The following is a 25,097-nucleotide window of genomic DNA, read 5'->3' as shown; positions in this document are numbered from 1 at the left end:
ATATTTACATTTTTGACCTTCAAAGTCAATTTATGACACAAAATTACATTATTCTCTTTTTATCTCGCGCTATAACGAACTCCAACCAAACTCAATAGCAAGGTAAGCAGCACGATTGTTGCTAGAATGGGAATGCCAATATTGATCCAAAATAACCAAAGACATACGCCTAGATAAATCAATCCCATAATAGACGATACAATGGCAATTGGCTTTTTCGGGGATTGCTTAAGCATTTCCTCTTCTTCCGAGCCTTCTTTAAGATTAACTCCACCTCTCCCCTTCTTATCAAGGGAGGCTATACTTAATTGAACGATTATGGAGCCAAAGGTAAAGCCAAGAATAAGGAATCCACCTAGTAGCCACTCCATGAAAGAGAATTGCAGGACAATGGCTAGAATGAGATGACCTATAATCGCTGGGGCTACCACCAAGAGCGAAGCTATCATTGTTTTTGCCCAGAAAATCGTACTTCCCTTTACAGCCGCTACATAATAAAGAATGTAGTTTTGTTCTTCAAATTGGTAGAGAGCTGATACAATCTCACCAAAAACGAGTGCTGTAAGCAGGGAAACGAACAACAGGACATAATAGGCTTGGTTCGCTTCCGTTAAAAAGGAACTGGCCACGCCCGACTTCGCTACAACTGCTCCAGTAATAATAGCAATCACCCAAAACCAGAAACGGATTTTTGTGATGGGGTTTCTTATTAATAGCGTTATGTCTTTAAAAACGATGGCATCATGAGCGTTTTTGACCAAATTCGATAGATTTTCCTGTGTTTCTGGTCTGGTCCTATCTTGCGACTCCGCATGGTTCAGCCAGCTTTCGTAATAAAACCTTCCAATTTGTTCAGAGAATAGAAACAACGCTCCAAGACCGACCGCGAAAATGCACAAAACATATACCATAAAACGCTCTAAGCTCTGCCAAGCTTCTGGAGAAATTGTTTCAACCTCAATCAATGCCCAAACCAATAGGCCAATTAAAGCAACATAGGCAAGTGAGGAGATACCTACGAATGTTTTGACAATAATAGGGAAAAACCGCATGGTCAGAACCATTAAAAATCGGCTTAAGATGTCTGTTAACCAAATCATCAATAGAGAAACGACTAGGAATAACAAAACATACAGAACTCTTTCCATGGCGGAATAGCCAATCGTTAATGGAATAGCAATCATAATGGATGACCACGTGTACAGAGGTAGACTTGAAGTAGATTGCCCAAGGATCATCCGAAACGGAGAAACTCCCGATACATAAAACAATGTCAGTAATCGATCAGCGTACATTTGTTGTGTCAACGTATTCATGCCACGAAGCAAACCGACAAAAATACATTCCCCTATGAGAAGCATCAATCTAGCACTGAGACTGGCATGTAAGAGAAGCTGCCCAAAATTCTCCGAAAAGTACATGGCAATAGCAATGGTTCCCAAGCCCACATAAATGATCCATTTAGAAGGACTATGGATAAAAAAGCGATTAAAGAAGGGTCTTGTGTAAAAGAAACTAATCCATTTCGTTTGTGCCCACATACAATTCTGTCACCTCCTACTACTCGATAGCGGATAAAAAGATATCTTCCAATCGACCTTCTTCATTGCCTGCCACATGGCGCAATTCTTCCATGCTTCCCGTCACTTTGATTTTTCCTTTATGCAAGATGGAAATGGTATCGGCTAATTCTTCAACAATGTCCAAAATATGGGTCGTAATAAAAACAGTACCACCCTCTTCTTTGGCAAAATGTCGAATATAATTTTTCACTTCACGGGTCGCCTTTGGGTCCAATCCATTCGTAACTTCGTCTAATAGCAAGATTTTAGGGCGATGAATCAATGCGCAAGCAATCGAAACCTTTCGTTTCATTCCTAATGAGTATTCTTTAATAAGCTGGTCTGCTTTATCTGCCAGCTCAAAATGTTCTAACAACGTGTCAACACGTTTATTCAGATCTTCGTCACTATCATAAAGAGCCCCCACAAAGCGTACCATTTCTCTGGCTGTCAATCCTTCATGAAGAAGTGGAACGTCTGGAGCATAGCCCGCAATTCTTCTTGCCTCACGATCCTGCCAAATATTGCGCCCTAGAAATAGAACCTCTCCCTCTGAAGGGTTCAATTGGCCCGTCATCATTTTAATTGTGGTTGTCTTTCCCGCCCCATTGCTACCTAAAAACGCATAAATATGTCCTTGAGGTACTTCTATATTTAGATGATCAACAGCATAGACCTCATTATACTTTTTCGTAAGGTTTTTTAGTTCAATGACTGCCATGGGTTCCCTCTCCTTCCTTTAGCTATTCATTTAGGTTGGGAACCAGTCGCTAGCATAGCGCTAACGACTAGTTCCTATCTTTTCAGCAACAGTATGATTAGGAGTAACAAACCCAACTTTGATCATATGCATAGCCAGCTTGCGCAAATACTCATCATCAGGAACAGGATAGGTAAACGAGGTATCCTCTAATAGCTGCATTGTCCTACTTGAATCGACTGCAACATTAAATTGTTCAGCACGCTCTACATCATCCAACATCGTGGTCAGAATCCCAGCCAAAAATAGCTTTTCATTACCCTGAGACATCATTACATCTAGTTCACGTGTAACATCTTCTCGACTTTGTACCCGTCTAGAAAAGCCAAGCCCTTCAAATACACGATACATATCATCGTATGTTACCAAGTGCGGATTCTGTAAATGGAAGACTCTTTCCTCAATTCCTTTGCTGTTGATGATGTGTATAATAGCTTGTGCACATATATCAATAGGGGTTAAATCAACCATACCCTGCATAATTTCCTGATCAAAACCTCCAAGCTCAAGGAAGGCTTTCGATAGGAGATAAAACATATTTTCATTGATATTTTCCTGGAACCATCCATCCTGAAAGCGTCCTGTTAAATTGCCAACCCGGTAGATACGTGCATCGAGTCCGTTTTCCATTCCGCCTACAAGTACGGCTTCGGCTTCAAATTTACTTCTCAGATATACATTTGACTCATAGTTTTGACCAACATAAAAGTCCTTCTCGGTAAATTCTACAAGCTCTGTTGCTTCTTCAACGGTGGTTCCCGAAACGCTCAGTGTTGAAACATAGTGCATTGGTAATTTATTGTTCAAGCAAAAGGTAACTACTTGCTGAGTTCCATGTACATTTGCTCTTTCAAACTCTTCATAGTGCCCGTAGTGCTTCACCAATGCAGCCGTATGAATGACAGTGTCAACGATAGCTCCTAGCGACTCGTAATGTTTTGCCTCTAATCCAAAATTGTCTTGCGTAATATCACCGTGAATGATTTGGATGCGGGTAAACCACTCATCAATTTGGGAGCTACTGTACTGTGAGGTAAAGTAAAAATCAATTTTTTTGCGTAGTCGTTGCATAGCAGCCTCATCATTTTCTGCACGAATGACGCAAAGAATTGTCGCTTCTGTTTTCTGTAGTAGCTCATGTAGCAAATGAATACCTAAGAAACCAGTGGAGCCGAGCAATAAAACATGCTCCATCTCTTTTTGTCTATCGTGGACGGGTACTACCGGGATTGATTTCTTCCCACCCTTTTTAAAGACTGAGCCACTGCCAGACAGATTTTGATTTTCCTGCATATCAGTTGCCTTGCTTGCTATTTCCTCAAGGTTCTTGCAATTATAGAAGTCTTTCATTTCAAGCTTCCAGTTACATGTATGAACCTTAGCAAGGATTCTCAGAATCGTTAGGGAATGTCCACCTAGCTCAAAAAGATTATCGGTAATACTTATTTCACTAGCTTCTAGTCCCAGAACCTCAGCAACAATTTCAACTAACTGTTTTTCAGTTTCATTGCGTGGAGCAACAATTTCTCTAGTCAGTTGCAAGCTGCCCTCTGGTTCTGGCAATGCTCGTTTGTCGACTTTACCATTGGAGGTAAGTGGAAGTTTGTCTAAGCCAATAAAATAAGAAGGCACCATGTGTTCTGGCAAAGCATCTCTTACATGCTTGCGCAATTCTTGTACATTCCATTGGCCATGGGCAACAATATAAGCGCACAGGTATGAGCTGCCTTGCTCATTTCGCTTGGCTAGCAGAACCGTTTCACTGATCGTAGGATGCTCCAATATCCTTGTTTCAATTTCACTAAGCTCAATGCGATGTCCGCGAATTTTCACTTGTTCATCCTTGCGTCCTACATATTCAAGAACCCCATCCGGTAACCAACGAGCTAAGTCCCCTGTGCGGTACATTCTTTCACCAGGTCTAAATGGATTTTCAACAAATCGCTCCATCGTCAACTCTGGTAGATTAAGGTAACCGCGTGCCAATCCTTCACCGCTTACGCACAGTTCTCCAATGACTCCAATTGGCTGTAGCTTGTCATCAGCGCTTAAAATGTGGACCGTGGTATTATGTAGCGGTCGACCAATCGGTATAATCCCCCATTCCTTTATGCGCTCATCCACAGTGTAGGTTGTAGCAAAAACGGTTGTTTCTGTGGGACCATATCCATTCACCAATCGTCCATTTCCGAGGAAATCCAATGCCTTTTCCACATGCTTAAAGGAAGCCTTTTCTCCTCCAAATGCGATCTTGCGCATGTTTTGGAAACTGCTTACATCCAGTTCCACTAATGCATTAAACAATGAGGTAGTCATAAACGATACAGTGATCTGCTGTTCGCGTATCAATGTAACCAAGTCTGTTGGATTCAGGATCACTTCTTTTGGTACCAGTACCAGCGTTGCTCCGTGTAATAACGAGCTGAATATATCAAAGGTAGAGCCGTCAAAAGCATAATTAGATAACTGCAAAAGACGATCCTCAGTCGTTATCTCAATATATCCGTTATTGCATACCGTTTTGATAATGTTTCGATGAGTAGTCAGGTTCCCCTTTGGTTTACCTGTAGAGCCAGATGTGTACATGACATAAGCCAAGTCTTGCGGCTGATTGATCAATTCTATGTTAGCTACTTGTTCATCTGGACTTATCTCATCCTCTATTATCAAAACCTCTCCCTGATAACCTGCTGGAACCATGTCTCTGTGTTGTACCAACAATAGGTGAGTTTGACTATCTTCAAGCATGTATTCAATTCTTTCGGTAGGATAGGTCGGATCGATTGGCAGATAGCCCCCACCTGCTTTTATAATTCCAAAAATACCTACAATCATCGACAGCGATCGATCCGTAATAAGCCCTATTACCTGATTGGGTTGAACGCCTTCTCTTCTTAATACGTGAGCTAATTGGTTAAATTTCACATTTAATTGTTCGTAGGTAAACTGTTGCTCTCCACATATAAGCGCGATTTGATCAGGGTTTTTGTCCACCTGCTCTTCAAATAATTCTTGAATTGTTTTTTCTCGTGGATAGTCGACTTTTGTCAGATTAAAGTCTTCCAGTAACATTTTTCTTTCGGCATCTGCTACTAACTCCAGTTGGCCAATGCGCGCTTCCGGTTGCTCAACAATTTGGGCTAGCAGTTGTTCAAAATGACTTGCCATGCGTTTAATGGTTTCTCGCTTAAAGCATTTGGTGCTGTATTCGATTGTTACATAAAGGGACTCTCCTTCTGCTATTAACCAGCTAAGAGCGAATTTTGCATTCTTTTGTCCCGTTTCATAAGGAAAAATCTCTAGATTATTCATTTGGAACTCAGATATTTCCATATTTTGCAAAGAGAACAAGGTATCAAATAGCGGATGACGGCTCATATCTCGTTCTAAATCGAGTTTTTCAATCAACTCTTCAAATGGATATTCTGCGTTCGCGTATGCTTGGAATACGGTCTCTTTTACCTGTTTTAAATAGGAGAGGAAGGATTGATCTGCCTTTGGCTTACCGCGCAATGCTAATGTATTGACAAACATACCTATCATGTTTTCCAAATCAGCATGAGAACGTCCAGCAATTGGAGAACCTACAATGATATCCTCCTGCCCGGTATATCTGGCTAAGAACACCTGATAAGCAGCGAGAAGCGTCATATATAACGTCGTGCCTTGGCTAGAGCAGATCTGTTTGACCTTCGCTAAAAGATCAGCATTCATTTCAAAAGCCCATTCATCTCCGTCAAATTGCTGTATAGCAGGGCGTGGAAAATCTGTTGGCAATTCTAAGGTAGGCAGCTCTCCAGAAAAATGATGTAACCAATATTTTTCCTGCTCTTTTAATCTAGCTCGCTGCTTGTCTGATTGTTGCCATACGGCGTAATCCTTGTATTGAATAGAGAGCGCTGGCAATGCTTCTCCCTGATAGAGTGTCATGAATTCCTGTAGGAACAGGTTCATGGATACTCCATCTGAAATAATATGATGCATGTCTAAACTCAAAAGATGATGCTGTGGATTCAAGCAAATTAAACGAGCTCTGAAAAGCGGAGCCTCACTTAAATGGAACGGTCTGATAAATTCCTCCAGTTTTACTTCTATCTCTGACTCCTGAGCTTCTATTACTTCTAAATCCCATGAAATATCTTTATTCACTTTTTGAACGAGATTTTCATCAATCATATGAAAGGATGTACGCAGACTTTCATGTCGTAGAACCAAAATCTGTAACGCTTCTCGCAGCTTGTCCAGATGTAGCTTTCCTTTTAGCTCAAACGTAAACGGCATGTTATAGCTCGTCGTTTCACTATCTCTCATTTGCTGTACAACATACATTCTTCTTTGGGCAAAAGAAACAGGATAATAAGACTGCTCCTCCGCTGGCTGAATCGCTGTGTAAGCAGTGCCGTTCATCTGATCTATGTAAGCAGCTAGGTCTTTAACCGTTGGACGAGCAAACATCTCATTTAACTGCACGTCTACACCTAGCTCCTTGTGCATACGAGACACAAGCATCATCGCTTTCAGCGAATGTCCCCCTAATTCAAAGAAGTGATCTTTAGTACCAATACGCTCAAGTCCTAAAATCTCTTGGAACAGTAGAACTAGCTTTTCCTCTGTCTCTGTTGCAGGTGCCACATATTCGTTCATTCTTTGCCTATCAGGCACTGGTAACGCTCGCTTATCTACCTTTCCGTTTGCAGTAAGCGGCATTTTCTCCACTTCCATCATGTAAGCTGGAATCATATATTCGGGCAATGTTTGGATTAAATGCTCACGTAATGAAGATACGCTCCAGGCCCCAGTCGCTACCACATAAGCGCATAGATAGGTATAACCTTGCTCGTCATTTCGAGCCACAACGAGCGCCTCACTAATGGAAGGATGCTCAAGAAGCTTTGTTTCGATCTCACCTAACTCAATTCTGTATCCTCGAATCTTGACTTGCTCGTCAATCCTTCCCAGATATTCGATGCTGCCATCGATTCTCCAACGAACTAAGTCCCCTGTGCGATACATTCTCTCTCCAGGTACAAAAGGATTATCAACAAAGCATTCTACGGTGAGTTCAGGCTGATTGAGGTAGCCTCTAGCAAGCCCTGCACCACTGACGCACAGCTCGCCAGGTATTCCGATCGGCTGAAGATGTCTGTTCTGATCTAAAATATAAACGCTGTGATTGGTGATCGGCTTTCCAATAGGGAAGACATCCTGCTCAGGATACAGTTGGCCGCTCGTCGTTACTACTGTATTTTCGGTTGGACCGTAGTTGTTTATGATTTGATACGCTGTCTTTTTAACCTTTTGAGCTCGGTCACCGCCAATGAGTAACACACGTAATGTACTGCTTGTAAGCTCCATAAATTGTTCGGCTAATTGAGTAGGCAAGAAGCTAATGGTGATCGCATTCTTTTCAAAGTATTCATGCAGCGCATAAATATCTCCACGTCTCGATTCCTCTAACACATGAAGCGTCGCTCCCTGTATAAGCGGAGGGAAGGTCTCCCACACCGACGCATCGAATCCAAATCCCGCCAATTTCGTGCATTGATCAGTCATGGTTACGCCAAATGCCTCGTTATGCCACATAACTAAATTAACCAGGGCTTGATGCTCAACCAAAACTCCCTTCGGCAGTCCTGTTGAGCCTGAGGTATAAATCATGTATGCTAGATCATTTGCGCTCGTAGCAAGCGGCAGATCGGTCGTACTCTCCTTCGCCCAGCTCTCTTCTGTTAACCATAAGGCACTTCCCTTAAAGTCCGGTGGCATATGCAAATGAGGCTGGATAAGTAGTTGCTCCGCTTTGCTATCTTGTAGCATATGGGCGATTCTTTTTTCTGGGTAGGATGGGTCAATAGGAAGATAGGCCGCACCTGCCTTTAAAGTCCCAATCACCCCAACCAGCATCTCTAGGGAATGCTCCGCCATGATCGCAACGATCTCGTTAGGTCTTACCTCCCGTTTTCTTAGCACCCATGCCAATTGATTTGCCTTTTCATTTAACTCGCGATAGGTGAAGGACTCCCCTTTAAAAACGACCGCGATCTGCTCTGGTGTCCGTGATACCTGCTCCTCAAATAGCTGATGAATGGTTTTATCCATTGGAAAATCTGACTTGGCTGGAGTGGAATAGCGTAATAGTTGTTTCTTCTCTTCCTTAGAAACAATAGCTATCTCATTTATTTGAATATCTAGGTTATGAATGATAGACCCGGCAATCTGTTGCAGGTGATGAAAGATATTTTCAATAAAGCTTCTATGATAAAGATGTTGATTATAAGAGATTTTTACTAGTAACTCTGTATCAAGCTGAACTTGCACACTAAAATCAAAGTTGGTCTTTTCATGATCATCTATGACGTTCACAATTTTCAATTCTTCTGAATCGGACTCGCTCGAATCTACGAAGCTGTCCGAGGCAATCGGGAAATTTTCAAATGCCACAATATGATGGATAAGTGCATGATTCGATCCGGTAATTGCTTGAATATCAGCCAATGTTAGATAATTATATTTTTCAGAGTTGACAGATGCCTCCTGAACCTGGATCAGCAATTCCTTGAAGGTTTGCTTGTCCAATGTACGAATGCGAACAGGAATGGTATTAATAAAAATTCCAACTATTTTTTCCACATCAGGAATCTCTGGTGATCTTCCTGAAATAACCGATCCAAATATAGCTTCCTGCGAGTTATTATACTTTTGGAGCAGGATGCCCCACATTGTTTGAAACAAGGTACTTATTGTTACTTGGCAAGCTTTTGCTACCTGCACCAGTTCCTCCGTCAGCTTTTTATCAAAGTGGAAGGTTACCTTATCAATGGAGCATACTTCCTTCTCTCCCTTAGCGTTTTGCTTAGGGATAACAGATGCCCCCTCGAAATCTTGTAGATATTCACCCCAATAGGCTTTTCCTTCCTCTTCATCCTGTTCTTCAAGCCAACGAATATATCTGCTATACGGAATCGATTTCTCAGCAGGGATAGGTTGATTTGCTACGAAGCATTGATAAAAATAGAACAGCTCCTGATACAAAATTCCTGTACACCATCCATCAATGATAATATGGTGGCTACTGATCACTAATTCGTATTGGTTAGGGGCGACTTTTAATAAAGATAACCGCATGAGGATGTCCCGGGAGAGGTCAAAGCCCTCGTCCCGGTCCCTCTGTTTTGCTACACGAAGAGCCTTTGCTTTATCCGACTCGCTCTTCATAGAGAAATCCTCATAATGAATGTTTGCTGTTCTCTCCTTTAACACAACCTGCATCGGCTCTTTTAATTTCTGATATAAAAAGATCGTACGCAGAACATCATACTTGCGAATCAGCTCGTTAAAACTTTTCTCAAGGGATTCGACACATATGTCACCTTCTATTTGAAAAGTTGTCTGATCAAAATAGGCAAGGTTTTCTTTGTCTTTTAATGTATGAAACAACATTCCTCGTTGCATCGGGGATAAACTATAAATGTCTTTGACGTCTGAGGTATTAATCAAGTTAATCTTCTCCTCCTCAGGATACCTTTATAGATTTTTAAGTGTTGCAAACACGTCGTCTAAGTCCTCTAAAGAAAGCTTCTTCGTACTAAAATCACTAGGTGTTCGCTCTGTCTGCTCTCGTTGAACACAATGATCGAGGACTGCTTTTAAATTGCTCTTATAACGATCTGCCAGACGTTGAATTGTCTCCTGTTCGTAACGTTGCGGATTATAATCAAAAGTAACAAGCAACGTATTATTCATTACAAGGCAAGTCATATTAAGCGAGCCCGGATTTGCGTTCATTGGGCTTATCTGGTCTCCTGTATTGATAAGGACTCCATTATCCGTCTCAGACTGACTAGCGGAATCTTCTCCCATCTGACCTAGGTAGTTGAAGCTTATGTGATGAGAACTTAATTGGCTCTGGCTTACATCAGAATGAGACATGTGTTGTAAGATCCCAAAACCAATACCATTATTCGGTACATTGCGCAGCGTTTCTTTTACATGTTTAATCACGCTGGAAAGTTGATGGTTCTCTACTTCAAACAGAACTGGATAAATTGTAGTAAACCAGCCAATTGTACGGCTCAAATCAATGCCTTCGCCGATCGTCTCACGGCCATGACCTTCCAAATTCACTATGATATCGCTTTGCTTCGTCCACTCATTTATGCTAAGAACCAACGCTGCCAGCAATAAATCATCCGCTTTTGTCTTATAAGCATGGTGGGCATCCGTAAGCAGGTCTTGGGTTTCATTTATATCAAAGGTAAGCTGTACTTCTTTTGTATCTCCAAAGAGGAATGTATCGCTTGATTCCTTATCCGCAGGCAGCTCTCTTACCGATTTATTCAACAACCCTTTCCAGTAGCTTGCCTCGTCTTGTAGCTTTTTGCTGCGAGCATACCCCTCCAGTTGTACAGCCCACGCCTTAAAGGAAGTGGTTTTCGCCGGCAACTCACCCTTTTGCTCATAAAGTGTCTGGAAATCCTCCAGCAGGATGCGCCATGAGACACCATCAATTAAGAGATGATGTACAACAATCAGAAGATAATCGCCATATGCCGTATGGTATAAGCCAAGCTTTACAAGAGGGCCTGTTGTCAAATCAAAGCTTGCTTGGAGTTGATTAGCTTCTTGTTCGATGCGCATTTGCCAGTCTCTTTCCTTGGTTACATCCACCTCATGCAGGGTAAAAAACTCTCCCTCGATACCCTGATTTTCTTGAATGATCTTCTCTCTAAACTGGTACTTCATTCTTAAGGCATCATGGTGTCTAACAATGGTTGTAAATGCTTGTTCTATTCGTTGACGATCCCAGCCTTGTTCATTTGGTAGAAGCATAGATTGATTAAAGTGGTGTGGATGCACAAAGGGTTGTTCAAAGAACCAGGATTGAATCGGTGTAAGCGGCACTTCGCCTTCAATTGAATCTTGTTCAATCAAAGCACCTCTTTGTTCAAGGTAAGGAGCCAGCATGGAAATCGTTGGATTTTTAAAAATATGTCTACTATCCAATTTCCGATTATATTTACTAAGTCTAGCTACGATTTGCAATGCCTTAATGGAGTCTCCGCCTCGTTCAAAGAAGTTGTCCTCTACCCCAATCGGTTTGAACTGCAGGACTTCTTCCCATACCTGAACCAGTATTTCCTCGTCCTGAGAAGAAGGGGCAACGATTTCATGGCCTGTTTGTGCTGAAATGAATTCGGAAGGGTCAGGTAATGCTTGTTTATTTACCTTTCCGTTTCCTGTCAATGGAATATGATCTACTTTAATAAAGTAAGTAGGAATCATAAACTCAGGTAGAGCTTTAGCCAAATGATGGCGCAAATCGTTGACCTTCACTTCTTTATCCTCGATGAAATAGGCGCATAGTGTCGTTGCTCCATGTGTATCGACTATTGGTACAACAACAGCTTCTGTAATCGAAGGATGCGTAAGTAATTGGCTGGTAACCTCCCCAAGCTCGACCCGATTTCCGCGTACTTTAACCTGATCATCCATACGACCGGCATATTCGATATTGCCATCAGGCAACCAGCGAGCTACGTCTCCTGTTTTATACATACGCTCACCAGGTGCAAAGGGGTTGTTTACAAATTTTTCCTGTGTCAGCTCTGGACGATTCAAGTACCCACGGCTTAATCCAGCCCCTGCTATGCAAAGCTCACCTGGAACCCCGATTGGTTGTAGCTGTTGATTTTCATTGATGATATAGACCTTTTGATTAGGGAACGGTTTACCAATCGTGATACGCTTGTCCTCTGCTGTCACCACACCAAAGGCACTGCAAACAGTTGATTCTGTAGGGCCGTATCCGTTTATAAAGGTGCGGTTTTGCCCCCAAGTTTGTACAATGTCAAATGTGCAAGCTTCTCCGACACTAACTATGCACTCTAAAGCTGGCAGTTCCCTATAAGGAACGGATCTTAATAAAGATGGCGGCAATGCTACTGTTGTTATTTGATTCTCAAGTAAGTAGGGAACTAAATTGGTTAATAGCTCCTCTTTCTCTTCTATATATAAAGTTGATCCAGTTAAAAGAGCTGGAAAGATCTCTGCTACCGAGGCATCAAAGCTGCTAGAGGCAAATTGAAGGACTCTGCTTCCTGCTCCCATTTTATAGGGGTGAGAAATATGAATCAGATTATGTAATGAACGATGCTCGATCATTACTCCCTTGGACTTTCCAGTAGAGCCTGATGTGTAAATAATATAGGCCAAATCCGCAGGCTGATTCATACTAGATAAATCCGTAGCATCCTCATGATAAATATCAGCTTGATCAACGAAGAGAACTTCCCCTGAATATCCTGTAGGTATTTGGATTTCTTTTTGAGTTAACAGCATTGCAGTCTGGCTATCCTCTAGCATGTGTTCAATCCGATCAAGCGGGTACGTTGGATCAATTGGCAGGTATGCTCCTCCTGCCTTTAATACGGCTAGGATACTAATGATCAGCTCATGTGAACGATTAATCATGACCGCAATTATTTGATCACGCCCGACCCCATGCTCTCTTAATGTACGAGCCATCTGATTTGATCTTTGGTTAAGCTCACGATAGGTTAACTCCTGACCTTTATATACAAGTGCCACTGCATCAGGTGTCTTCATAGCCTGTTCTTCAAATCTGTTTTGGATTGCCTGATCGTAGGTTATTTTTGTTGGTTGATGATTGAATTCCTCTAAGATTTGGATTCTCTCATCTTCTGTCGTCAACTGAATATCAGCTAAACGAATTTGAGGATTTTCCATAATCTGCTCGATGATATGTTCAAAGTGTCCGATCATTCGCTGAATCGTATTGCGCTCAAATAGGCTTGTGCTATACTCCACGCCAATTTCTAGACCGTCTGCTTCAAATACCATCCAGCTCATATCAAACTTGGAGTTAGTCCAGTCAATATCCAATGCTTCTATACCCCAATCGGGTAGCTCCACGTGGGATATCTCCAGATTTTGTACACCAAACATTGTGTCAAATAGCGGATGTCTGCTTGTATCCCTTTGAACCTTTACTTTTTCAATTACATCTTCAAACGGATACTCCTGATGACCATAGACCTCTAGCATTTTATTTTTCACATTTGCTAAAAACTCTTCGAAGGTTTGCTCAGACTCCAACTGATTTCGGACTGCCAGCGTATTTACAAACATACCGACAGTGGACATGACATCTGGATGCGGTCGGTCCGAAACAGGCGTACCAACAATAATGTCGTGCTGATTCGTGTATTTGTGCAGAAGAACGTTATATGTCGCAAGCAGTACCATATATAGCGTTACTTCGTGATTTTTCATGAAGGCTTTTACGCTTTCATGGAGATCACCACGTAGGCTTTGGCTTACATATTCTCCTTCCAATCGGCGAATTGGGGGACGAGAATAATCAGTAGGTAGCTCCAACACCGGCAACTCTCCAGAAAATTGCTGCAACCAGAAATTTTCGCTTTCTTTCAAACGATCCTGCTGGGACAATTGCCACACAGCGTAATCTTTATAGTGTACCTTCACTTCAGGTAGCGCTTGCCCTTGATACAACTGGATAAGCTCCTGGAACAAGATCGTGGTCGAAACACCGTCTCCTACAATATGGTGTACATCCATCATAAGAATGTGCTCATCTTTATGAATCGTAAGAAGACTGGCTCGGAACAAAGGAGCTGTACTGATGTCAAACGGTTGGACAAACGAATCCTTTAATCTTGAAACATCATTGGCGCTGACGGTTTTCATGTCCATTTTCCATGAAACCTGTTCGTGAACCTTTTGAACTAGCTGCTCCTCGATCATATGAAAGGAGGTTCGTAATGATTCGTGCCGATCCATTAATGTTTGGAATACCTTCTCTAATTTCTCTGCATCTACCGAGCCCTTCATTTTATAGAAAGACGGCATATTATAGCTCGTGCCTTGAGCCTTATCTTCCAATGATTGAATGACATACATCCTTTTTTGTGCAGAAGAGACAGGGTAGTATTCTTGTTTGGCTGCGGGTTGAATTCCGACGTATTCTTCTTCATCCCGACCGTCGATAAAACGAGCCATTTCTTTTACTGTCGTATGCTTAAAAATCTCACGCAAAGGCAGATCAATCTTTAATTCCTTATAAATATTGGAAGCAAGCATCATTGCCTTGATAGAGTGACCACCTAGCTCAAAGAAGTTATCCTCTATCCCTACTCGCTCCATTCCCAGCACCTTTTGCCAAATCTGTACAAGAATCTCCTCTGTTGGGTTCGTTGGAGCTACATATTCGGTTTGCAGCTCTACTTCTTTTTCTGGTTCTGGCAAGGCTTTCTTGTCTATCTTGCCGTTTACTGTGACTGGAATCTTATCGACTTTTATAAAAAACGATGGAATCATATAGTCTGGTAACGTTTGACTTAATTCCTTACGTAAGGCTGAAACCTTTAAATCGTTGTCCGTCACCAAATATGCGCATAGGTATACCTGCTTTTGTTCTCCTGAACGAGCTAGAACCACAGCTTGCTTTACAGATGGGGCTTGGTTTAGCCGAGCTTCAATTTCTCCAAGCTCAATCCTAAATCCACGAATTTTTACTTGGCCATCCATACGGCCTAAAAATTCGATTGTTCCATCCGGCAACCATCTAGCTAAGTCTCCCGTTTTATACATTCTCCCGTTTGGTACATAAGGATCGTTCACGAACTTTTCATCTGTAAGCTCAGGTCTATGTAAATATCCACGAGCTACGCCTTCTCCACCTACGCATAATTCCCCGGGAACACCGATTGGCTGAATATGACCGTATTGATCCAAAATATACGCTCGCTTATTAACGGTTGGCGTACCAATCGAAGGCTTATCCGTCATCTCTACACAATTACCAATCGAAGCATCAACCGTTGTTTCTGTCGGACCATACGCATTTAAAAATGTGCGGTTTGCTCCCCAAATCCTTACTAAATCGGCCGGTAATTCTTCCCCGCCAGTACTGATTGTTTTGAGCTTAGGCAGTTTTGCATATGGTAATTCTTTTAGGACGCTTGGTGGAATAAACGGAATAGTCGTAATGCCAGCTTCGTCTAACCACTCCATAAAGGCGTGTCCGGATAGCAATTGCTCTTTTTTTACAAGATGCAAGGTAGCTCCCGTTAATAGGCTGTGGAAGATATCACCCACCGAAGCATCAAAGCTTAAAGAGGCAAACTGCAAAACCTGGCTTCCCTGTGCGATTCCATAGATTCCTGCTGACAAATGCAAATTATGAACAGCACGATGATCAATCATGACACCCTTAGGCTGACCAGTAGAACCGGACGTGTAGATAATATAAGCTAAGTCGCTGGATTGATTTACAATCTCTACATCTGAAGACCGCTCGTGATACACCGTATCTTCCTCAAGATACAGGACATGCCCTTGATAGATGGAAGGAATTTCGCTCTGTTTCGTGGTTAATAGCCAATTGGTTCCACTGTCTTCCAGCATATATTGGATTCGGTCGAGCGGATATTCCGGATCAATTGGTACGTATGCACCGCCTGCTTTTATAACGGCTAGCACACCAACGATCATTTCTAATGAGCGCTGCACCATAATTCCAACGAGTTCTTCTTGCTGCAAGCCCTTCATTCTTAGTGTCCAAGCTAATTGATTTACTCGCTGATTTAGCTCCTGATAGGTCAATTGTTGATCTTCAAATCGAAGTGCAATTGCTTCTGGAGTTCGTTTCACCTGGTCTTCAAACAGTTCAGGAAGCGTTTTTTCTGTTACAAAATCAACTATCTCCCCTTGGAAATCGTGCAAGATTTGATAGCGTTCCTCTTCTGTGATCATTGCTATTTCTTCCAAGCGCACATCCGGATTCTTGATTACAGCTAGAGCCAGTTGCTTCATATGCTGGAACAGTCTTTTTACATTTTCGCTTGAGTACACGTCATCGTTGAATTGGAAGGCAATATCAAGCTGATCCTCATTAGGCCGAATCATCACGTTTAGGTCATAGCTTGTTTTCTCATAGGTTTTTATACTATCCATCGTAAATTCTTCTTCCTCAAAAGAACCTTCACTTATCGGATAGTTTTCAAAAACTAAGATGTGATCTAGCAATTGACCAGAAAATCCTGCATCGGTTTGAATATCTGCTAAGGATACAAACTCATACTGTTTAGACAATAGCGTAGATTCGTGAACTCTTTTTAATAAATGGCTAAAGGTATCATTCATTTGTTTTTGAATACGAATAGGGACAGTGTTGATAAACAAGCCAACCATGTTTTCTACGCCATGGATTTCAGAGGGGCGGCCAGATACGACCGCACCAAACACAACATCATCCTTATTGTTATACTTTTGCAACAGCATGCCCCAAATTGTTTGAAAAAGCGTATTTACTGTCACTGAATAATGACGAGCAAGCTGAGTAAGTCCTTCCGTTATGTCCTTATCCAGTGTAAAGGCGCATTCCTGTACCTCGTTGTTATGACTTGTATGCTTCGTATCGAGACGAATGATACCTGTTAATTCCTCATAGCCCTCTAAGTAATTTTTCCAGTAATCCCTCGCCTTTGTTACATTCTGCTTCTCAAGCCAACGGATATACTCGCTATAGGCAGGAACGCTCTCAACGGTAATCGGTATATTTTGACGATGCTGCTGATACATTCTGAACAAATCCTGTAACACAATGCCCATGCACCAGCCGTCCATTAAAATATGATGGAAGCTCCAAATTAAATGATAGGACTTAGCACCAGCCTTCAAAATAGCAAAACGCATGAGAATGTCCTTCGAGAGTTCAAATCCCTTCTCCCGATCCTGATTTTTAAACTCTTCAACATATTCACTCACGGCTTTAGAATCTAGGTGGGAGATATCTTCAAAATGCACACTTGTTTTTCTTTCTTTTAAAACCATTTGCATGGGCTGGGTCATATTTTTATACAGAAAAACGGTTCGTAGCACATCATATTTGTTTATGAGATGCTGAAAGCTTGCTTCGAAGCTATCTACATATAGTTGTCCCTTAATCGTAAAGTGTAATTGCTCAAAATAAGCCGTGCTTTCTTCTTTTAAATGCTGAAATAACATGCCTTTTTGTAGCGGAGATAATGTATAGATGTCTTTAATATTTGCTTTACTTAACATATAAAGCCTCCTAATGACATAACCAAAGTTTATTCATCTAGTAACTCAAATACTGATTCTAAATCCTCCATCGAAAGCTCTTTGGTGGAAAAATCACTCGGGGTTAATTCTGTTTCTGTCTGCTGAACACAATGATTAATAATCTCCAACAAGTGATATTGATAACGTTGAATCAGCTTTTCCATAGTAGAATCATGATAAGCTTGGCTATCATAAGATATTTGAATGGACAACTGATTTTCCACTACAATTCCACTCACATTTATCGGGAACAAGCCTTGATTCATCTGACTAATCTGTTGACCGGAAGACAATGGGGACAATTGATACTCCTCTTCCTGTCCAGATTGATCCATTTGCCCAAGGTAATTGAAGCTAATCTCTGGATTTATCGCATGGGAGCTTAGATCCAGCTCTGTACTTCCTTGATTCGATAGGTATCTAACAACCCCATAGCCAATCCCTTTATTCGGTATTTGTCGCAGCTCTTCTTTTACTTGCTTAACCGTATTTGCAATCCCTTGCTTCTGCAAATCAAATACCACTGGATACATGGACGTAAACCAACCAACTGTACGGTTAATGTCAATGTCCACCCCAATATCCTCGCGTCCGTGGCCTTCTAGTGTAATTGCGATTGAATTGGTTTGTGCCCATTCCTGAATAGTTAGAGCTAATGCTGTCAACAAAAGATCGTTAATCTGTGTGTTGTAGGCGTTATGGGCATCCGTTAATAGTTTATTCGTTTGCTCTTTTGTCAATTGGATAGCGACCTCTTGTATATCCTTGAGTAGATACGGGGCACCTCCTTTTGAATCTCTTGGCAATGCAGGTAGCTCTTTTGCAATCATGCTTTGCCAGTATTTCAGCTCTGATTGAATTTCTTCACTAGTAGCGTACTCTAGCAGGCTCTTGGCCCATTTTTGGTAGGAGTCTGTTTTGCTCGTAAATGCAATCGGCTCTCCCTGCAAATCTTGTTGATAGCCATTCATGAAATCCTCCGTAATGATTCGCCATGAAACGGCATCGACCACTAAGTGATGAATTGCTATCAAAAGATGATCCCCCTCAGATGTCTGAAAGAGTCCCAGTTGAACCAATGGACCGTCCTGCAAGTTCATTGCGGATTGTAGACGATTAGCTGCTTGCTCGATCAGCTCTGGCACATTCGCCTGTTGTTTAAAGTCAAAAATGCTTAGCTCAAACAACTTGCCTTCCACTCCGCGATTGATCTGAATCGTTTTGCCATTTTCCTGCTGATAAGCCATTCGCAAGGCATCATGGTGTTCTGCAATTTTTTGGAACACCCTTTGTACAACGTGCTGATCCCACCCTTCCTTTCGATAAAACATCATGGACTGATTCCAATGATGTGGAATATCGAAGGATTGCTGGAAAAACCATTCCTGTATAGGGGTTAGCTCTACATTTCCTTGAACAATTCCTTGCTCAGCTTTACTGTCCTTGGTTTTGATGTATGGAATAACCTGAGCAATCGTTTGTGCCTGGAATAAATCCTTAACTTCCAATTTTAATTGCTTCGTATTTAATCTTGCTGCAATCTGAATAGCCTTGATCGAATCCCCACCCAGTTTAAAGAAGTTATCATGGATTCCCACTTGGGAAACTCCTAGCACTTCTGTCCATAGTTCCGCCAGCGTTTCTTCTAACGTGGTGGTTGGGGCAACGTAATCGATCTCTGATTGCTTGGACAAATCCGGTAGTGGGAGTGCTTTTTTATCTACTTTCCCATTCGATGTAATTGGGAACTCTGTCATTTCCGTAAAAAAGGCCGGAATCATAAAGTGAGGTAGCTTTCTGCCTAGATATTGACGAAGCTCGGCTACATCAAAAGATTTTTTCGGTACAACATAAGCACATAGATATGTCTGATTCTGATCGTCTTGTCTTGCGAGCACTACTGTCTCCTGAATTGCTTCATGCTCCAAAATAGCGGATTCGATCTCACCTAATTCAACCCGGTATCCTCTGATCTTAATTTGATCATCCAATCTACCTAGATACTCAATATTTCCATCTGGTAACCAGCGGGCAATATCTCCGGTTTTATACATGCGTTCGCCAGGGACAAACGGATTAGCTACAAAACGCTCACTCGTTAACTCTGGACGATGCAGATAGCCGCGTGCTAGGCTGTCGCCGCTAACGCATAGTTCACCTGGAATCCCTACTGGCTGTAATTGATTCTCTTTATTCAGGATAAATACCTGATTATTAGCAATTGGACGCCCTATCGGGATTTTTTTATCCTCAGGACTCACTATATAGCTGGTTGTTACAACCGTGTTCTCAGTAGGCCCATAGTTATTTACAATCTGATACTTCTTCTGCTGAACGGCTTGCTGGGCTTTATCACCGCCGATAAGCAACCAGCGTAGGGCAGTATGATCCGTATGATCTGTCAGCATAAACTGTTCAGCAAATTGCGTAGGTAAAAAGCTGATCGTAATCCCTTGATCTGTTACGTACTGATTCAGTTTTTCTACATCGTATCTTGTCTCTTGATCGATGACGTAAATCGTTGCACCAGCTATTAAGTAAGGGAAGACCTCCCATACAGATGCATCAAATCCAACCCCTGCGTATTTGGTGCTTCGATCATCCTTTGTGATGCCAAAATAGTGAACATGCCAAGCTGAAAGATTCATCAACGATCTATGCTCCACCATGACACCTTTTGGTTGCCCAGTGGACCCTGATGTATAAATGACATAGGCTAGATCGGTTACTTTGTTATTCATAGGTACGTCTTTCAGCTCTTCGGTAGACAACTTCTTGCTATCAATTTCCAAGATTTCCCCAGCAAATTGTGTCTGTACCTGTTCATGACCTCTCACTAACAGAACCTTCGATTGACTATCCTCCAAAATATAGGCAATTCGTTCCGCCGGATAAGTTGGGTCAATTGGTAGATAAGCCCCTCCTGCTTTTAGAACAGCTAGAATGCCTACAAAAAACTCGATGGAAGGCTCAATCATAACAGCCACAAGTTGCTCGTTTGTTATGCCTTTTTGTTTTAAGAGGGTAGCCAGATGGTTGGCTTTGGCGTTTAATTCTTTGTATGTTACTTGCTCTTCACCAAATACTATCGCCTTTTGATCAGGCATATTTTGCACTTGCTCCTCAAAGAGCTGATGAACTGTTTTATTTACTGGATAATCCGATTGAGTCAAATTAAATACCGATAAAATCTGATGTTTTTCATCCTCCGTCGCTACTTCTAAGTCAGCAATCAAACGTTCAGGAGCATCCCCGATCTGTTTTAGTAAATGGGTGAATCGTTTACCTAATCGCTCAATCGTTTCTGGCTTAAAGAGCGAGGTACTATACTCAATGGTGACATACAAATTTTCCGCTTCCGCCATCATCCATGTCAGGTCGAATTTTGCATTTTTCCATGTTAAATCCCGCGGCTGAAAGGAGAGATCCATGATATTGATTTCAGCCATTTCCATATTCTGCAAAGCAAACATGGTATCAAACAGTGGATGACGACTTAGATCTCTTTCTAAATCAAGCTTTTCAAGTAATTCCTCAAACGGATATTCTGCATTGTCATAGGCGTGCAATACCTGCTCCTTAACCTCGGACAGATATGTACTAAAGGTTTGAGTTGATTTTGGCTGCCCTCTGAAGGCTAACGTGTTCACGAACATACCAACAATCTTTTCTACATCCGCATGAGGTCGGCCAGCAATAGGAGAACCCACAATAACGTCCTCTTGCCCCGTATATTTTGACAATAATACTTGGTAGGCGGCCAGCAATGTCATATACAAGGTTGTACCCTGCGAGGAGGACAGTTTCTTTACTTTGTTTATGATCTCGGCATTAATTTCAAATGACCATATATCCCCTTCTGACTGCTGAATAGATGGACGAGTGTAATCGGTAGGCATTTCCAGTACAGGTAACTCTCCCGAAAATTGGTTAAGCCAATACTGCTCCTGTTCTCGTAAACGATTAACCTGGGCTTCTGCCTGCTGCCAAACAGCATAATCCTTGTATTGAATTCTAAGAGAAGGGAGCTCCTTGCCCTGATAGATTTGCATCAGGTCTTGGAATAATACATTGGTTGATACCCCATCTGAAATAATATGGTGCATATCAAGCATCAGTAGATGTCGATCAGCTTCCATTCGTACGAGTCCCGCTCTAAATAAAGAAGCGTCACTTAAATCAAACGGCTGGATAAAACCATCAATGATTTGCGGAAGGTCCTCGTCTTTTGCTTCCATGACCATTAAATCCCATTCCACGTCAGGATGGATCTTCTGCATTAATACCTCATCAACCATGTGAAAGGACGTTCTCAACGATTCATGTCTTATGACCAGTTTCTTTAATGCTTTTTGTAACCCTACTACATCGAGGGCTCCTCCTATTTCAAGCAAAAAAGGCATATTGTAGCTGGTTGTATTACTGCTACCGATTTGCTCTACTACATACATTCGGCGCTGTGCAGAAGAAACCGGATAAAATTCCTGTTTTGCCGCCGGTTCAATCGCTATATAATCCGACACTTCTGTGTTTGTAAGAAATGCGGCCAATTCTTTTACTGAAGGTCGAGCAAACACGTCCTTGAGCGGTACCTCTATATCTAATTCCTTGTGCATTCTTGAAACCAGCATCATCGCTTTTAACGAATGTCCGCCCAGCTCGAAGAAATTATCCTGCGTACCGACTTGTTCAACACTTAGGATTTCTTGAAATAATTGAACCAGCTTTTCCTCTGTTTCGGTCTCAGGAGCAATATAAGAGCTTACTTGGTGAACATCTGGCTCTGGCAATGCACGCTTGTCTGCCTTGCCATTTGAAGTGAGCGGCATTTTATCTATCTCGATAAAATAAGATGGCACCATAGAATCCGGCAATGTTTCCTTGATATGCTTGCGAAGCTCTGCGACTGACCAGGCACCATTTGTCACTAGATAGGCACATAGGAAGGAATGCCCCTGCTCATCCTGCTTCGCCAGCAAAACGGTCTCGCTAATAGCAGGATGCTCTAGTAATCTAGCTTCAATTTCACCTAATTCGATCCGATGTCCCCGAATCTTAACTTGTTCATCTATTCTACCTACGTACTCAATGCTTCCATCCGGTAACCAACGCGCTAAATCCCCTGTGCGATACATTCTCTCTCCCCGCATAAAAGGATTTTCAACGAAACGATCAGCAGTCAGCTCTGGAAGATTGAGATACCCGCGGGCAAGCCCTTCCCCGCTCACACATAGCTCGCCTAATGCACCTATCGGCTGTAGTTGATTGTCTGCTCCTAAAATAAACACCTTCGTATTGTTCAACGGGCGACCTATCGGCATAATCCCCGTCTCCTTGATCGTATGGTCCACCGTATAGGTAGTGGCAAAAACAGTAGTTTCTGTTGGTCCATACCCATTGACCAAACGTCCAGCTCCCAAATAATCCAGCGCTTTTTCTACGTGCTTGATCGAAGCCTTTTCTCCTCCAAACACCACCTTACGCATGTGTTTGAGACTAGTCACATCCAGCTCAACCAGAGTGTTAAATAGAGATGTTGTCATAAAGGACACGGTAATATGCTGGTCTTGAATGACCGATGCCAAATCAGTCGGATTCATCAGTACATGCGTTGGTACTAAAATAAGAGAAGCTCCGTTTAACAATGCGCTGTATATATCAAAGGTTGATCCATCAAACGCGTAATTGGACAACTGGAGAAGACGATCATTTGGCGTAATCTCCATGTAACCATTGTTCATGATGGTCTTGACGATATTTTGATGGGTTGTCAGATTTCCCTTTGGTTTACCTGTTGAACCTGAGGTATACATGACATAAGCAAGGTCTTGTGCTTGGTTGACCAAATCTAAATTATCTGTATTCTCATCCATCCAGCTATCTTCTGTTAACAGTAGTACCTCACCCTGATAATTAGCTGGGATCATTTCAGCTTTTTGCACCAATAGCAAATGGGTACGACTATCTGCTAGCATGTATTGAATGCGTTCACTCGGATAAGATGGGTCGATAGGCATATAAGCGCCACCAGCTTTAAAGATCGCTAGAATGGCTATGATCATCTCTAAGGAACGATCCGTAAGTAATCCTATCACCTGATCAGGTAAAACCCCTTGTTTGCGTAAACCGCGGGCCATTTGATTCGCCTTTTCGTTCAGCTCGCGGTATGTTAGTTGAGCCTCGCCAAATACGAGTGCCACTTGATCAGGGTTCTTGTCAACCTGCTCTTGAAACAGCTCATGAATCGTTTTTTCTCTTGGGTACTTTGCATCCGTACGATTAAAAATGGTTAAAAGCTTATCCTTTTCCAAATCGGATACAAACTCGGTAGCTGGGTCAAAGATATCCTGCTGCTCAATAACCAAAGAGACCAGCTTTTTCATATTCAGCTCTAAAAGATTGAGGTACTCTTTTGAATAAACACTTTCGTTATACATAAACTTAAAGATTAATTCCTTGCCAGGAATGACTAGCACGGTCAGATCATAGTGCGTCTGCTCAAACGTGTGGGCATCCTTCACGGCAAATCCGAGAACGTTTTCTTGATTAAATGTTTCTTGATCCATCGGGAAATTTTCAAACGCTAAAATATGATCAAGCAATTGATGCGTATAAGCTGCGCTCGCCTGAATATCGGCTAAAGAAAGATATCCGTATTTTTCTGCCTCCAGCGCTGTTTGCTGTACGTTTTTCAGCACTTCCCCAAACGTTTTTCCTGCTTCTTTTTTAATACGAATAGGAATGGTATTACTAAATAACCCCACCATTTGTTCAACATTTGGCACCTCGGCGGGTCGTCCGGAGACAACCACACCGTAGGCCGCGTCATTCGTGTTATTGTATTTTTGCAATAACGCTCCCCAAATTGTTTGCACAACAGTATTTAAGGTCACCTGATACTTTTGAGCCGTTTGCGTTAGTTTTTGTGTAGCTTCCTCTCCCAAGGAGAAAATGAATTCCTCTTGCTTGTAGGGATGATTGCCTGACCTTAGACGCGGGATTCCCGTAAGGTTTTCAAACCCCTGTAGATACTCCTTCCAAAATGCCAATGCTTGTTGGTCATCTTGTTTCTTTAACCAGCGTATATATTCGCTATATTGAGGGGCCACCTCTGGAAGTAAGGCCTGTCCTGACAAGCGACGTTGGTACATTTGAAATAAATCCTGAAAAACGATACCCGTACACCAGCCATCCATCAGGATATGATGATGACTCCACAGTAATTCATACCGATTGGCGGCTGTTTGAAACAATGTAAAACGTAGCAGGATATCCCGGGAAAGGTCGAAGCCTCTTTCCCGGTCCTTTTTTCTATATTCCTCAATGAATTTCCGTTGCTCTTCTTCATTGATTTGAGTAAGGTCTTCAATCTGTAAATCTATTTTTCGTTCACTAAGCACAACCTGAACAGGGTCTACTTTTTTATAGCGGAACACACTTCGGAACATGTCGTATTTTTGTACGAGTCCCTGAATACTTTCAGCCAAATAGGTTGGGTTTACAACCCCCTCCAGCAAAAGGGTAACCTGCTCGAAATAGGCATCGCTCTGTGGGTCTTTCATGGAATGAAATAGCATACCCTTTTGCAACGGAGAAAGTGAATAGATATCTTTGATCTTGTCTTTTTTTTGCACGATGTGTGGCACCAC

5 protein-coding genes are annotated in these 25,097 nt (G+C 42.1%); all 5 read right to left on the bottom strand.

Annotation, left to right across the window (positions count from 1 at the left end; all coding sequences use genetic code 11):
• Positions 1-59: 59 nt before the first annotated feature.
• The 5 genes from BRLA_RS04685 to BRLA_RS04665 are packed head-to-tail and all read right to left on the bottom strand — an operon-like array spanning position 60 to position 25,082.
• Positions 60-1,541, bottom strand: coding sequence for a hypothetical protein (locus BRLA_RS04685; RefSeq protein WP_003335198.1), 1,482 nt, complete (start codon positions 1,539-1,541; stop codon positions 60-62).
• A 19-nt stretch (positions 1,542-1,560) separates the two neighbouring features.
• The gene (locus BRLA_RS04680) at positions 1,561-2,283 is read right to left on the bottom strand and encodes an ABC transporter ATP-binding protein (RefSeq protein WP_003335199.1); all 723 of its coding nucleotides are present in this window, start codon (positions 2,281-2,283) and stop codon (positions 1,561-1,563) included.
• A 60-nt stretch (positions 2,284-2,343) separates the two neighbouring features.
• On the bottom strand, positions 2,344-9,819 hold the full coding sequence (locus BRLA_RS04675; protein WP_003335200.1) for a non-ribosomal peptide synthetase: 7,476 nt from the start codon (positions 9,817-9,819) through the stop codon (positions 2,344-2,346).
• Positions 9,820-9,846: 27 nt separating this feature from the next.
• A complete protein-coding gene (locus BRLA_RS04670) occupies positions 9,847-17,427 on the bottom strand; it encodes a non-ribosomal peptide synthetase (RefSeq protein ID WP_003335201.1) in 7,581 nt (2,526 codons plus the stop codon).
• 29 nt (positions 17,428-17,456) lie between these two features.
• Positions 17,457-25,082, bottom strand: coding sequence for a non-ribosomal peptide synthetase (locus tag BRLA_RS04665; RefSeq protein WP_003335202.1), 7,626 nt, complete (start codon positions 25,080-25,082; stop codon positions 17,457-17,459).
• Positions 25,083-25,097: the final 15 nt, after the last annotated feature.

The sequence above is a fragment of the Brevibacillus laterosporus LMG 15441 genome (assembly GCF_000219535.2).
Lineage (GTDB): Bacteria > Bacillota > Bacilli > Brevibacillales > Brevibacillaceae > Brevibacillus_B > Brevibacillus_B halotolerans.
Note: the sequence above shows the minus strand (reverse complement) of the source record. Positions and strands in the feature narration are given on the sequence as shown.

Bases quoted from the DNA above. Each gene is read 5' to 3' on its own strand.
- BRLA_RS04685 (WP_003335198.1), bottom strand. From the start codon at position 1,541: ATGTGGGCACAAACGAAATGGATTAGTTTCTTTTACACAAGACCCTTC.
- BRLA_RS04680 (WP_003335199.1), bottom strand. From the start codon at position 2,283: ATGGCAGTCATTGAACTAAAAAACCTTACGAAAAAGTATAATGAGGTC.
- BRLA_RS04670 (WP_003335201.1), bottom strand. From the start codon at position 17,427: ATGTTAAGTAAAGCAAATATTAAAGACATCTATACATTATCTCCGCTA.